Origin of the sequence: Magnetovibrio sp. PR-2 (genome assembly GCF_036689815.1) — a bacterium.
Lineage (GTDB): Bacteria > Pseudomonadota > Alphaproteobacteria > Rhodospirillales > Magnetovibrionaceae > Magnetovibrio.
Window position 1 is genome coordinate 1 of the sequence record NZ_JBAHUR010000019.1, and the last position, 13865, is coordinate 13865.

Genomic DNA, 13865 nt, shown 5'->3' on the forward strand with positions numbered 1-13865 from the left:
CCATATCTCCAATGGCCTTTTTGTTTTCCGTAATTGCAAGTGAAAGGCCGAGTTGGGCGAGCGGATTGACAATAGCCAGGTTTCGTCGCCCTTCAACTGTTCTTGGGACGGTATAGGTCTCAAAGTCAGTGTTTAATTTGCTTAGTCGGCGGCGTTCAGGTTCAAGATACGAGAAGTCCAATTTGCAGTATTCAGAGAAGGTCTTTGTTGTTAAGACAGGTGGTACTTCCTCCGGGAAATATGCCGTTCTAATTAGGCTGGACAGGAATTCGTTTTTGGGAAGTCGACGTGGTCTCATGCTGTAGCCCTCTGTTCCTTATCCGTACAAGCGTCACGTATTGAAGAGTTTCTAGGAGCCATTGGCAGATGATTTCGGTCAATGCGATGGTCGCCACTAACCAGCCGCTCGTGATCGAAATACACTTGTCATTTAGTACAGTTTCCCAGGTTTTTATTCGTCTTCTTACAAAATGGGTCTGGTTGATGCTTATAAGAAATTGATGTCTGCATGTGTTCGGCCACACCTTTTGATGGACTTGGCAGATTTACATGGTCATAAATGTACCTGAAAATTGCAGAAAACCAAGGCATCAATACATCCTTACAGTTGTAAGGTAAGCGTGTTGTGGATAATCAGCCCTTGTCTTGCCCTGCCATCACGAGAGAAAATTAACAAAATGATCGATTCTCTTGATGGAAGCTGCCGTGCACCTCGACACGTTGATATTGACACGCTTCAAATCCTGCAAGCTTACGAAAGTAAAGCTGCAACCTGATCTTGCGGTTCTTGTTGGTCCCAACAGTGGTGGCAAGTCAAACCTGATTGATGCTCTTCGCCTGCTGACGCCCCCGTTGAACGGGCGGCGTGACCGGTATCCTGAGCCTGATGATCTTCAGCGGGGTAGCACTGAAACCAACTTTCTGATTGAAGGGCACTTTTCCGGTCTGAGCGTGGCCCAAAAGGGGCTGCTCATCAGCGCGGTCCCCGATCCGACGCAGGACCTAGCTATATTTGGAATTCGCCATGACACAGAAGCGGGCAAGAGCGCGCGTGGGCGCTCCACCTACTGGGCTGGGAAATTCCAGGAAACAAGCCCAGAGCCCGGCTCAAGGGACTTGATCCGCCATGTCTACTTGCCGCCATTGCGCGATGCACAACAAGCCTTGGGTTCGGGGAGTGCTACGCGGGTTACCACTTTAATCCAACACTTCCTCGCGGAAGACGAGGAGGAGAATTTTAAGAACCATTATCAAAGAGACGATGCTGCCCCGCACCCTGTCGTGACTGACATAAACACCGCGATTGGCAACGCCCTTACCGATTTAACCAGTGGCGTAAGGCCACATGCTGCCGAACTGGGCTTTAAGACAGAGACCCTTTTTGATGTTGCTCGCGACCTTCGGTTCCGGATAGCCGATGCAGGTTTGACTTTGGAAGAAATCCGCATGTCGGGCCTCGGGTATGCAAATCTGCTTTACATGGCAACCGTCATCGTCGAACTGGCGAAGGCACGGGAAGCTGATCTCACATTATTCCTGGTCGAAGAGCCTGAGGCACACCTTCACCCTCAACTTCAAATGCTGGTTTTGGACTTCTTGTTGGGCCAAGCCAAGAAGTCGAGGGAACGTCCATTGGTCCCAGGGGAGCCCGAAGGCCGTATCCAAGTTATCGTCACCACACATTCCCCCAATCTGACCGCATGGGTTTCGCCCAAGCACCTTGTCGTGGTTCGACCGATTAAGGATGACACCGTTGAGCCTCCCGCGCACCGCACTGCTTGCGTGCCAATTGCGGAGCTTGGGGTGGACGACAAAACGCTGAACAAGGTGAGTCGATATCTAGACGTTACCCGATCAGCAATGCTGTTCGGCGGACGTGTTTTGCTGGTCGAGGGCATTGCGGAAGCGCTGCTCGTCCCGGTTTTTGCGAAGCACGTTGTTTTTCAGAAAGCACCTGCCTCGTGGAAACGCTTTCAAGGGGCGGTGCTTGCCTCCATTGAAGGCGTTGATTTCAAGCCCTATGTTGAGATGCTGCTTCGTCAGCACGACGGGCAGCATGTGGCGGATCACGTTGTCATCGTCACGGATGCCGATCCATCGGTTCCAGGAAACCGGCAGGACGAACTCGAAGCGCTGGCGAACTCCTTCGGATCGCGAGAGAAGCTAAGTGTGCACGTTAACCAGCGCACGCTTGAGCATGAACTTTTTTTGGCAGGCAACGAAGCTTTGTTGAAGAAGGTGTTCATTGAGATTTACCCTCAGTCCGAACATCGCTGGCAGGAAGATGTCGAGATTTTCGGGGACGATGCCTGTCGCGCTGATGCGTTTGTAGAGCTTCTTGCCGACAAGCAAACGCGCAAAGGGGACTTCGCTCAACATCTCGCGCAAATGATCCAAGAGGGGGAGGCCGTCACAGTTCCTGACTATCTTCTCCAAGCCATTAATGCGGTGGTGACGGAATGACGCTTCCTGCTTTGACCGATGAGCAACAGGCGTTCGTCGATCATGCTGGCGAGGCTTTTGTTGAAGCTTGCCCGGGCGCGGGGAAAACCAGAGCTATTGTTTCGCGAATTCACAGGCTCAGCTTAACCTTGCCCCCGCGCAAGGGGATCGCGGTCCTGTCTTTCACCAATACCGCTGTCGATGAATTCAAGGAGCGTTGTTTTTCCATAGGACTGGAAAGCTCACTCCGACACCCGGGGTTCATTGGCACCTTTGATGCGTTTATCCGGCATTTTTTCGTAATGCCTGCGGGGATACCCGGGGTGCATGCTCGGCCACACATTGTTGATAGCTGGAAAACACTTGGGATTGATGACATCCGGCTATCTGGGGAAGCTGCCTTTTATGCTGGCGTCTCTCTGGATAAATTTAGTGCAGTTGATGGGACAATTGACTTCACCAAAATAAATAATGATGCACTTCAGCGTCACGTCCAGCAGTACCAGGACCGGTTTGAAAACGCGGCCCTTGCTAGACGTAACGCACTGCGTCGAAACGGCACATTAAGTTCGGCAGATGCTCGAGTTGTAGCAATAGAAAACCTTGGCCGCGAAGGCTGGGAGCAAGCTTGGCAGGATGCTCTCTCTGCTCGTTTTTCCGAAATTATCGTAGATGAGGCCCAGGACAGCAATGACGTTGATCTAGCTTTATTGGAACTGCTTAAGGCAGGAGGAATACCCGTCACAGTCGTTTGTGATCCAGACCAAGCGATTTATCAATTTCGCCACGGAATGCCGTCTGAACTCGGGGAATTCAGGCAGACCTATTCTGCGGCCAATCAGCTTAGCTTGACCGGAAACTTTCGCAGCAGCCCAAGCATTTGCCGGCTTGCGGCCACCCTACGCGCACGAGAGGAACCCGATGACACTCTAGGTGCGAGCCGGGATATCCAAACGCCAATTCAAATACTGGAATATGGCGCATCTATCCAACCCGCTATTGGGCAGTCCTTTTCCGCTCTGGCCCTGGAGCGCGGAATTTCTATTGATCAAACGTATATCCTGTCACATGGACGTAGTGCCGCTATCCGGGCGGCGGGGAAAGGGGGCAGCACGTCAAATAGTGGAGCAAAAACGGCCCAAATGGCGGTGGCTGTTGGCGCATATTGGTCTTCAGCTGGGTCAAACAAGACACGCGAATATGCGCTCAGGACTGTTGAGAAACTCATCCTTCAACTCACGGGTATGGTCGAAGATAACCAGCCCTTGAGCAAAGCGATTGAGCGCAACAACCTAAGCGAACGAGAACTTCGTCGCACGGCACTTACTCTACTTACATCGCTACCGAAAGCTTGTGCTCACACTGATGATGGGCGCGCAACATGGCTTGAAGCCCTACGTGCCTCCACGGTGGGTCTCAATCTGGAACTGCCGCAGGGCCAAACCATCAGGAGCTTTTTTTCAAGCCGAGGCAACACAGACTGGAGCAAGGCTCTCCAGGAGAATGATCAACAGAGCTCACTCCCCTGTGCCACCGTTCATGAAGCAAAGGGGCGAGAGTATGACGCTGTCTGTTTTGTGATCCAACCCAACCGAGCGCCGCAGAACTATACGGAACAACTCTTTCATGCCTGGGAGGAACGCGAGGGCGATGAGGCGAAACGTGTTGCTTACGTGGCGATCACACGCGCTAAGAATCTTGCGGGCATCGCAGTTCCGTCGGCGTACTCAAGACGCTTGACCTCAATTTTGGATGCAGCAGGTGTGCAATGGGAACGGCACGATCTAACGCAGTAAGTGGAGATATCCATGTCGCTCAAACTTTCAGATTTTTTTCAGCCTAAGCTGGTTTACAGCTTTCTCAAGGCCTGCGTTCTTATCGGCATGATTGGGTTTCTTGTTGCCACAGGGCACATACCCGTTCGCGAAGTCGCTCTAGAAGTATACGGAGTAAAAGCTCTGCTAAGTGGTGCAACTCAAGAAAAATGGAAACCAATTTTGTCACGAATAGTTCTGGAGGCGGATACACCGTGGGCCACGGAAGTAGGACTATTCCTTCAAATCAATAACGAACAAAACATCGATGGAAGGTTGGCCCGAAACTATGGGGAGATTTGTTACGCTGTTCGAAAAGCACTGAAACCTTCCCCTAATCAGGATGTCACTTGTACCCCAGAAGATTTCGCACGCACACGGATGGCTGTTGAGACTCTGAAACATTGGGGTTTCCTGGAACCCCACAAGTACGTAGCGGCTGATTATTGGAGTTATAGATTAAATGCTTTGGGCACGAATGCCTTTGAGGCTGTAAGAGTAAAATGGCTACAGGAAGGGAATGAGAAGGCTAGAATTATCGCACTCTTAGATTCTGAATACCCCGGCCTAAGAAGGAAACTTTTGGAAGCTCGTGATTGGTACGGTGCGCAAATCAAAGCCGAGTTAAAGAGGGGCAACGATTACAATAGCTGAGTTTATACAATGGGCCATCATTCACGTGAAAATCCGACCGAAGAATTTCGCATAGCTGCTGATATGTTTAAGGCGGATCAAAGAAACTTGGACGCCCCCCATCTGTTTGCAGGTCAACCCATCTCAGCTGAAATGTTCAGAGACTGGGTCAATGAATACGATATTCCAGAACATTGTCCCGAGGATATCCGTGTTCAGTTTGACGTTTCCAGAAACTTGTACATCTACTCTTGGTATGTCTATAGGTTCACATCCCCGGCACAAGCCCAGGCATATGCAACACTTGAGCTAGCGCTGCGGACTAGGTTTGAAGAACTCGGTATTAAATTCAATAAGCGGAGGGATGGTCTATCTGTGCTGCTTCAGAAAGCAATCAAAAAAGGCTTTCTTCGAGACGGGGGATTCCCTCATCTTAAACACACTCCTATAGCAGATAGCCTAGATCCGAACGGAGTTGAATACTGCCAAATGCTCCCGAAGATTATATCTACCTTCAGAAATTCTTTCGCTCATGGGGGCACAACTCTTCTCAATTTGCCACCATCGTTAATGGCCCTGCAAGCGACATCGGCAATTATCCATCAGATATACTCAACTACTGAAGACTGAATTCGGGATAATTGGGAACCAGATGTTATTGAGATAACCAGATGTCAGATGCCCTATCTCTCCAAGCAATTAAATTAATATTAGAGGCAATGTCCTCCAAACCAGGAGATGGCCTCCTTGCATCCTTTATGTTCGGTAAACCAGGGGCTCCTGATTGGGATAAACGTATGGGGACCGAGGTTTACTTTGACCCAAGCAAGCTTATGCGTGTTGCATCGCTCGTGCGCCAGAAGGGGCCTCCCCACCTTAGACATCTTGCAGCAAGCGATATTTCAAACATGTTGCAAGACTTTGTAATAGAAAACTTTTGGTATTTAGCCGACGACGTATTTTTGTCGCGCAATCAAGGCCCCTATTCAGAACAAGTTCGTCCACAAACCGTGCTAACCCTGGTGAGTGTCCTCACAAATTCAAAAATCTTTCAGCCCGAAAGCCATCTCACCCTCTTCCCCCTTGTTACTGTAAAAGTGCATGCCAATTTCCAGGCCTATTCGTATTTTCTTATTTCATCAAATTCCCTGACTGAGGGCTTTCTTCCTTCGAGCGTTGATGAACATTATATCGTGCCCGATCAATTTCCCCCAATTCGTGATTGGGAAGGTGTCAAAAACAAGCCTTCTTGTTGGTTAGGAGTCCACTCACCTGTGGTGCAGACCGCCACTAAAACGAAGTCAGCGATTTTGGGGGCAATAGCCCTAACACCTTTGCCACAATATCGGCATATGTTTTCAGGAAGGAAGATGTTCGGCGGGTACTGTTCAATAACAGATCGAGCAACAACGACATTTGAAGATGTCCACACTCCTCCTTTAATGCACAATATCGAAATTACTAAGGAAGACCACAAGTGGCTGGAAATCCTTGCCACAAAACTAGTTGCAAATGACAAAGTGACGCGCCGTCAGATTAAGGCGCTGGAATATTTTTACAGAGCTTGGGGTCAAGAGCCTTCACAACGGTTTCCTACCCTCTGCATGACCTTAGACGCAATTTTTGGGGATGCAGGTGGCGCTACCCAATCCGTAATTGATGGCGTTAGAAATGTGTTAGGGCCCCATATCCGACATGAGCGTTTAAGTTTGCTCATGAAATTACGTGGTTCCGTCATACATGGCGGTGCTCCAGATGTATATGAATCGCGTAAGTATGCGAAATACTTTGATACATACGAGGCCGATCCAATTCACGACTTAGAGTTGGTTGTCGCGAAATGCCTGCGCCAAGTCATGTTTGCAGACGCTCTGAAAGAGCATGCCGATCCGAATGCGGAGCTAATTGCAGAGGCGAAAACGAAGGGTATGATCCCAAAGGAAACCAGGAAACCAAGTATCCTGGAAGATAAGGCCTAGCAGTGCCTGCGACGATGTTAGGTCTTTTTCAGTGATTATCTGCAGTCATCTGCGGGTGCCTCAGTGAAAAGGGTGCCCCCACCCCCGGAAGTGGTCTCTAAAATACCCCCCCACCTAGTATGTCTAAGCGCAGCAATGAGGCGTTATTAATATGACGGTGGCTTGTGCATTGCTGCATCTAACACTCAGATATCTCTTCCGTTTTTCTTCTCGATTTGCCATCCTATAGCCGGAACAGCCGACGCAGCTGTTTTGGGGCTTTGTAACCCCGATAAACCGGTATTGCTCCGACCGGAACGGAGCAACCCTGATCCTTGAGGTCGGGGAGCCTGCGGCGTATGTCCAGGTTCCTCGAACTAAAGGCCGTAGGGACCGTGTTTATCCGGTTTACAAACTCCCCGATCACCAGAGGTTAGGTATCGAAATGCGGTGGGCGCACCGCATGCTCTGGGGACGTGTTATGAAAATCCGTACTGCTAAAACAAAGATGGCCGTAAGAGCACTATGTGTGTTCGGGCTTGTGGTTCCTATGCTTGTCGGCTGCACAGCACAAGGAAGGCTCATCAGTGGAAGCCCCTCATCTGCGATCATTAAGCACGATGGTTCATATGAACAGGCCACGGGGATAGCCGTTCAGCATTGTGCGCAATATGGCAAGGACGCTCGATTGATCCACACAGAAGGCTGGATCATGTCTTTTGATTGCGTCGAGAGGTGAGCGTGGAGGGCGTAGATGAGTGACAGTAAAAACGATAAGGGCATTGCTCTTTTAGCCATCTTTGCATTCATTGGCGTAGTGGTTGTCACACTGTTTTTGAAGGATGCGTGGAAATGGATGGAATATAAGGGCTACGATATCTACGTGGTCTATTTCGTTCTGGGCGTAGGTCTCTTGTGGGGCATGTTTGTGACTTACACGCGAGATGGATTGGTAGCCGCTTTTTCATTGCCATTGGGTCTTGCCGTTGTGTTGGGTGTGATTTGGGGTGTGGGGGAACTTGTTGCTGGTGTCTTTGGTTGAACGGAATAACGTGAGGCCAAAAGGAGTATTGTTTGTGGGCTTATTTGTGGGTAAATATAAAAAACAATTATAGTGAATTGTTTTAAAAGATAATTATTATCCCTCCCTGTCCGCCAATTCAAAAGCCGGGTCCAATTGGGCCCGGCTTTTTTGTGATTTTTTTCACCCCAACCTCACTCATATTTCAACACCTTAGCCATTTCCTCCCCAATCCGACCTAAAATAACGCTGGACATATGGGTACAGTATATTAGATAAAGCTAAATTAGAAACTTATGGACTTCCCCGAGTTCGGAGTGAGGACATGCGGATCGACCGTTTTCCTGCTTTTGTGGTTGCATTTTTTGCGCTGTACCTGGGTGCCGATTTGGCGCACCAGTCGTTTGCGAGCGTGCCGAAATCTTATGAACCGCGCGCAGAGCAGTGCTTGGCGTTGAACGTTTATTGGGAAGCCCGTTCTGAATCCGAACTGGGGCAAAAGGCTGTGGCGGCCGTGACGCTCAATCGTGTCAAAAGCGAAGCCTTTCCCAACGATATTTGTTCCGTGGTGCGTCAAGGTGGCGAACGCCGTCATCGCTGTCAGTTTTCCTGGTGGTGTGACGGTAAAAAAGATACGCCCACGGACAGGACCGCCTGGGACGAGGCCGTGCGCATTGCGCAAGCCGCCCTGGATGAGCGCCTCGAAGACCCGACACATGGGGCGCTGTTCTATCACGCGACCTACGTCAATCCCAGCTGGGCCGGGCGCATGACCAAAACCCGAAAAATCGGGCAGCACATCTTTTTCAAAGACCCGACCTTGTCTGCCGACAACTCCCCCATGCCGGTGCAAAATCGCGATCTGGAGCAAACCCGTTTGGGCGAGCGGATTATCGCGTCGTTATTCTAAGGTTTTTGATTTCGCATGTGCAGCATCGAAAGTGCTGTGAGATCAGAGACTTGAGCAAAAATGGGGCGAATCTCCCTCTCTTCAGCATGGCTAAAGCCCTTAGAAATCAAAGAAATTTTCGCCCAATCCGCTTGAAATCCGACTAAACTTAGGGGTAGTAATGGCGCTTCCTTCGCTTCCCCAGACTGTCCAATTAAGGACTGAAATTGTCGGCCGCCATGCGCATTCGTGAAATACCGTACAACTACACATCCTATTCCGACCGGGAAATCATCATTCGTTTGTTGGGCGAAGAGATGTGGGACGTTCTCAATGGGCTGCGCGAACAACGCCGCACGGGGCGCTCGGCGCGGATGCTGTTTGAGGTCTTGGGCGATATCTGGATCGTGCGCCGCAATCCGTTTGTGCAAGACGATTTGCAAGACAATGCGAAGCGCCTGCGTGATTTGGAAGACGGCATGTATCGCCGCCTAGATGAAATCGACAAGCGCGCGCAAGACAATGAACAGGTTCAACTTCTGGCGGCCCGTGCGCGCGAAGCCGTTGTGGACTTTTACGACTGGCTCAAAAACCAAAAGAAATTGCGCCGACGTGTCGAAAGCCATTTCAAGCGCCACACCCGCAAAGACCATGTGGATTTCAGCGGCGAAGCGCGCGTGGCCCATGTGACCGACGCCACCGACTGGCGTGTGGAATATCCCCTGGTGGTGTTGACACCGGGCCGGGAAGACGAAATCGCGCCGCTGGTGCAAGACTGTATCGAGCTGGGCCTGACCGTTATCCCGCGCGGTGGCGGTACGGGCTACACGGGTTCTGCGGTGCCGCTCTATTCCGATACGGCCGTTCTCAACACCGAAAAGATGGACTTCATTGAGCCGGTCGAGGTGCGCACCATCCCCGGACGTGAAGAGCCTGTGTCCACCATCCGCGTCGGCGCCGGGGCCGTGACCAAACGTGTGGCCGAGGCCGCAGAAAAGGTCGACGCCATTTTTGCCGTCGACCCGACGTCGCAAAATTCTTCGACCATTGGCGGCAACATCTCCATGAACGCAGGCGGCAAAAAGGCCGTCATGTGGGGCACCACGTTGGACAACCTGTTGTCTTGGCGCATGGTCACACCCGACGCCGACTGGATTGAAGTGACCCGCCTGGATCACAACATGGGCAAAATCCACGACATGGATGAAGTCCAATTCCAGGTCGAACACTTTGCGGCGGATGGCGTTACCCCCAAAGGCGACATCGAAGTCATTACGCTCAAAGCTGCAGACGTGCGCAAACCGGGTCTGGGTAAAGACGTCACCAATAAGTTTTTGGGTGGCCTTCCGGGCGTGCAAAAAGAAGGGTGTGACGGGCTGATCACCAGCGCCGTGTTTGTGCTACACCCCAAACCGAAACACATCCGCACGCTGTGTTTGGAATTTTACGGCAAAGAGCTGGGCCGTGCCGTGCCGGCCATTGTTGAAACGCTGGATTATCTGAAAAAGACGCCGGGTGTCGGTTGTGCGGGGCTGGAGCACTTGGACCAGCGCTACATTCGCGCGGTGGGCTACAGCCCCAAATCACAACGCAACGATCCGCTGAAAATGGTTTTGGTGGCCGACATCGTCGGTGAAGAAGAAACCGCCGTCGTGCAAGCGGCGAAACACATTGTTGAGCTGACGGTGCAGCGCGAAGGCGAAGGTTTTATTGCCACCAAACCCGCTGCGCGGGCACGTTTTTGGGCTGACCGGTCGCGCACAGCTGCGATTGCCGCGCACACCAACGCGTTTAAAATCAACGAAGACGTCGTCATCCCCATTGAGCGCATGGCGGACTATTCCGAAGGGATTGAGCGCTTCAACATCGAACAATCCATCACCAATAAAATCCGTCTGTTGGAAGCTCTGGAAAGCTATTTGGACCAAGGCTCGTTTATGGACGTGCTGCCCAAAGAGCTGGTCGGTGCAGGGGTCAACGCCGATATTTTGGCGGGTAAAAAAGAAACCTCGCTCCAGCTTTTGGAAATGGTGGCCGAGCGCTGGACGTCGGTTTTACACAACTTGGATGGCACGGCGGAAAGTTGCACGTATCTGCCGCACTATGCCCCAGATCCGGGCCACCTTCCAGACGATTGGAAGGGGCTCTCCATTGAACGGTTGATGCTGCGCGGCGACATTCGCATTTCGTATCGTGAAGAAATCGAACGGCCCCTCAAAAGCATCTGGGCAGGCGATCAGTGGACCGCGTTTCGCGACGCGATTGACGAAATTCACAAGGATGTCTTGTCGAGCCGTCTGTTCGTGGCCCTTCATATGCACGCGGGCGATGGCAACGTCCACACCAACATTCCGGTAAACTCAAACGACTATGCCATGCTGCAAGAAGCGGAACACCTGGTTGATCGCATCATGCATCTGGCCCAAGACCTGGGCGGCGTGATCTCGGGCGAACACGGGATTGGGCTCACCAAATTCGATTATCTGGAGCCGGAAAAGATCGAAGACTTCCGCATTTACAAAGAAAAGGTCGACCCCGAAGGCCGGTTCAACCGCGGCAAGTTGATGGCACAATCGAAACATCACGAAGCCTATACGCCGTCGTTGCGTTTGGTGCAGCAAGAAGCGTTGATCATGAAAGACAGCGCGTTCGAAATCTTGAACGATATGACGCGTCATTGCTTGCGCTGTGGCAAGTGTAAAGAAGTCTGCTCGACCCACGTGCCGGGGGCGAATTTGCTTTATTCGCCGCGCAACAAAATTTTGTCATTGGGTTTGATCATCGAAGCGTTCTTGTACGAAGAACAAACGCGCCGTGGCGTGTCGCAGCACCATTTTGACGTCTTGAACGACGTGGCCGATCACTGCACGGTCTGCAACAAATGCGAGGTACCGTGTCCGGTCAACATCGACTTTGGCGACGTGACCGTGAAGATGCGCGAGATTTTGCTCAGTCGGGGTAAAAAGCAAACGGCCATCGGCGCAAAGTTGGCCATGGCATTTTTGACCACCAGTAACGACAAAGCCATTCGCGTGATCCGCTCGGGCTTTATCCGTGGCGGCTATGCGGGCCAAAACCTGATGAGCACCATTGCCAAAGCCACAGGTGCCTTGAAAGAAGACGCCGAGCCGTTAGCAACGACGGGCGCGGCCCCCCTGTCCAAGCAGTTGTCCAACATGCTGCGCACGCCCTTGCCGCTGGACAAAGTCCCCAACCGCACTGCACGCGATTTCTTGGAACTGCGCGACGATGGGGCCAGCATCCCCGTGATTAAGCCTTTGGGCCTGCCCAAAGACGCACGTGAAGCCGTGTTCTATTTTCCGGGCTGTGGGTGCGAGCGATTGTTCAGTCACGTGTCTTTGGCGACCATCGCCATGCTTAACGCTCAAGGTGTTCAGGTGGTTTTGCCGCCCAGCCAGAACTGCTGTGGCTTCCCACAAAAAAGTGCGGGCGACGCGGCGTTGGGCCAATCCATCGCCACGTCCAACCGGGTGCAGTTCCACCGGGTCGCCAACATTTTGGGCTATCTGGACATCAAAAACGTGATCGTGTCGTGCGGAACGTGCCACAAGCAATTGACAGGCTATGCGTTTGACCAAATTTTCCCGGGCTCACGCCTGATGGACATCCACGAATTCTTGTTTGAAAAGAACGTGAAGCTGCAGGCGCAAGAGGGTGAGGCCGGTTATCTGTTCCATGACCCGTGTCACACGCCGTTCTCGCACTACGACCCGATGGAGGTTGCGTCCGAATTGATGGGCCAGCCGACAAAACTGACGGAGCGCTGCTGTGGCGAGTCCGGAACCTTTGCCGTCAGCCGTCCGGATATTTCAACTCAAGTGAAGTATTCGAAAGCCAACTCTATTGCGGCCGCGGCTTTGGATAATCAAGCGCAAACCGGCAAGGCGCCGCAAAAGGTTCTGACCGCTTGCCCGTCGTGTTTACAAGGTTTGTCCCGTTTCGAAAATGCCCCGGACGCCGAATTTATGGTCGTCGAACTGGCGCGCAAAATGTTGGGCGAAAACTGGCAACGTGATTTCTTGAACGACGCCCGAAATGGCGGCGTGGAATACGTGGTGCTTTAACGAACGGCAAGACCGCCGAGGTGGGGGTTAGGCTTTGACGTTAATCGCTGTTAAAAATGTAGAGATCGAGCTTTCCAAGGCACCGCCATTGTCGATCATAATCACGTCTTCACCGTCGAGCTGATAAGCCTGTGCCCGTTCGACCCTGCGTTTGATGTCAGACGCTGATTCCCGGCCGCGCGCTTTTAAGCGTTCTGCCAAGATGTCCTCCGAAACGTTGATGTAGAGTACTTTCATAGGCTGAAGCTGTTGACGGGCTTCCTCCACAACGGTGCGCGAGACATTGACGACAACATTGCGCCCTTGCTCCAAATGGTCTTGCACAGCGGCGGGAACACCATAACGCAGTTTGTGGGCGTGCCATTCCAGAACCATATCGCCGCGTTGGAGCATGGTTTCAAACATCTCTGTCGCGACGGGTATGTGGTCTTCGCCACCTGCATCGGCGGGGCGGGTGATGTAGCGGCGCGGGAAAACGTACTGCCCATTGCCGACAAGTTCGGCTTTGGCCCCGTCGATGAGACTGTCCTTGCCGGCACCACTGGGGCCGACGACCAAATATAAAGTTCCGCGTTGTTGGGGCATGGGGGTTCCGTGGTTAGTTTGTGCTGCATCATTTCATGCCAAGCCACAGGCCGGATGACAATCTCAATTATATGACCCTTTTGTGACTGAAGTGTTTAAGCCGACCAGACGCACCAAGTGGTGCAGGGCAAGCGCAGCCATCAAAGCCCCTTGGCTCAGTGACAGATCAGCTCGAAAAACGATGTGTACATACTAAAAAGGATGGCCAAAATAAATTCCGCTTAGGATTGCTACGGTTTATTTTAGGTATGGAGCTCACATGGCGTTAACGGATATGCCGGGTCACTTGATCCGTCGATTGCATCAAATTTGCACACAGCTGTGTCAACAGCATATGCAAGACGCAGGTTTTGACATGACACCCGTGCAATATGCAACGCTGGAGGCCTTAGACAAAACACCGGCTTTGAACAAGTCCAGATCCACCCAAAGGTCAAA

Annotated in this window: 10 protein-coding genes; 8 read left to right on the top strand and 2 right to left on the bottom strand. The window is 51.9% G+C overall.

Annotated elements, in window-relative coordinates:
• On the bottom strand, positions 1 to 298 hold a 298-nt coding region (locus tag V5T82_RS16725), incomplete at its 3' end, for a hypothetical protein (protein WP_332896815.1).
• A 395-nt stretch (positions 299 to 693) separates the two neighbouring features.
• Here V5T82_RS16725 and V5T82_RS16730 point away from each other — a divergent pair.
• The 8 genes from V5T82_RS16730 (at position 694) to V5T82_RS16765 (ending at position 12842) form a co-directional block, all read left to right on the top strand.
• A complete protein-coding gene (locus V5T82_RS16730) occupies positions 694 to 2463 on the top strand; it encodes an ATP-dependent nuclease (RefSeq protein WP_332896864.1) in 1770 nt (589 codons plus the stop codon).
• Positions 2460 to 4238 carry a UvrD-helicase domain-containing protein gene (locus V5T82_RS16735; RefSeq protein WP_332896816.1) on the top strand — a complete coding sequence of 593 codons (1779 nt, stop codon included), beginning with the start codon at positions 2460 to 2462 and terminating at the stop codon, positions 4236 to 4238. Before V5T82_RS16730 ends, V5T82_RS16735 begins: the two co-directional genes overlap by 4 nt.
• Before the next feature lie 12 nt (positions 4239 to 4250).
• Entirely contained in the window at positions 4251 to 4910 is a 660-nt protein-coding gene (locus V5T82_RS16740; protein WP_332896817.1) for a hypothetical protein, read from the top strand.
• A gap of 9 nt (positions 4911 to 4919) precedes the next feature.
• Positions 4920 to 5519: a hypothetical protein gene (locus V5T82_RS16745; RefSeq protein WP_332896818.1), complete on the top strand. Its 600-nt coding sequence runs from the start codon at positions 4920 to 4922 to the stop codon at positions 5517 to 5519.
• Between the two features lie 41 nt (positions 5520 to 5560).
• Positions 5561 to 6868 (top strand): hypothetical protein, encoded by a 1308-nt coding sequence (locus tag V5T82_RS16750; RefSeq protein WP_332896819.1) that lies wholly within the window; start codon positions 5561 to 5563, stop codon positions 6866 to 6868.
• Between the two features lie 733 nt (positions 6869 to 7601).
• Positions 7602 to 7889 carry a hypothetical protein gene (locus tag V5T82_RS16755; RefSeq protein WP_332896820.1) on the top strand — a complete coding sequence of 96 codons (288 nt, stop codon included), beginning with the start codon at positions 7602 to 7604 and terminating at the stop codon, positions 7887 to 7889.
• Positions 7890 to 8193: 304 nt separating this feature from the next.
• The gene (locus tag V5T82_RS16760; protein WP_332896821.1) at positions 8194 to 8778 is read left to right on the top strand and encodes a cell wall hydrolase; all 585 of its coding nucleotides are present in this window, start codon (positions 8194 to 8196) and stop codon (positions 8776 to 8778) included.
• A 206-nt stretch (positions 8779 to 8984) separates the two neighbouring features.
• Entirely contained in the window at positions 8985 to 12842 is a 3858-nt protein-coding gene (locus V5T82_RS16765) for a DUF3683 domain-containing protein (protein ID WP_332896822.1), read from the top strand.
• Positions 12843 to 12869: 27 nt separating this feature from the next.
• Here the strand turns inward: V5T82_RS16765 and phnN are convergent, their stop codons facing one another.
• Positions 12870 to 13427, bottom strand: coding sequence for a phosphonate metabolism protein/1,5-bisphosphokinase (PRPP-forming) PhnN (phnN, locus tag V5T82_RS16770; protein WP_332896823.1), 558 nt, complete (start codon positions 13425 to 13427; stop codon positions 12870 to 12872).
• Positions 13428 to 13865 lie beyond the last annotated feature (438 nt).

Excerpts from the sequence above, each read along its gene's own strand:
- V5T82_RS16730 (WP_332896864.1), top strand. The coding sequence starts at position 694 with ATGGAAGCTGCCGTGCACCTCGACACGTTGATATTGACACGCTTCAAA.
- V5T82_RS16735 (WP_332896816.1), top strand. The coding sequence starts at position 2,460 with ATGACGCTTCCTGCTTTGACCGATGAGCAACAGGCGTTCGTCGATCAT.
- V5T82_RS16740 (WP_332896817.1), top strand. The coding sequence starts at position 4,251 with ATGTCGCTCAAACTTTCAGATTTTTTTCAGCCTAAGCTGGTTTACAGC.
- V5T82_RS16745 (WP_332896818.1), top strand. The coding sequence starts at position 4,920 with ATGGGCCATCATTCACGTGAAAATCCGACCGAAGAATTTCGCATAGCT.
- V5T82_RS16750 (WP_332896819.1), top strand. The coding sequence starts at position 5,561 with ATGTCAGATGCCCTATCTCTCCAAGCAATTAAATTAATATTAGAGGCA.
- V5T82_RS16755 (WP_332896820.1), top strand. The coding sequence starts at position 7,602 with ATGAGTGACAGTAAAAACGATAAGGGCATTGCTCTTTTAGCCATCTTT.
- V5T82_RS16760 (WP_332896821.1), top strand. The coding sequence starts at position 8,194 with ATGCGGATCGACCGTTTTCCTGCTTTTGTGGTTGCATTTTTTGCGCTG.
- phnN (WP_332896823.1), bottom strand. The coding sequence starts at position 13,427 with ATGCCCCAACAACGCGGAACTTTATATTTGGTCGTCGGCCCCAGTGGT.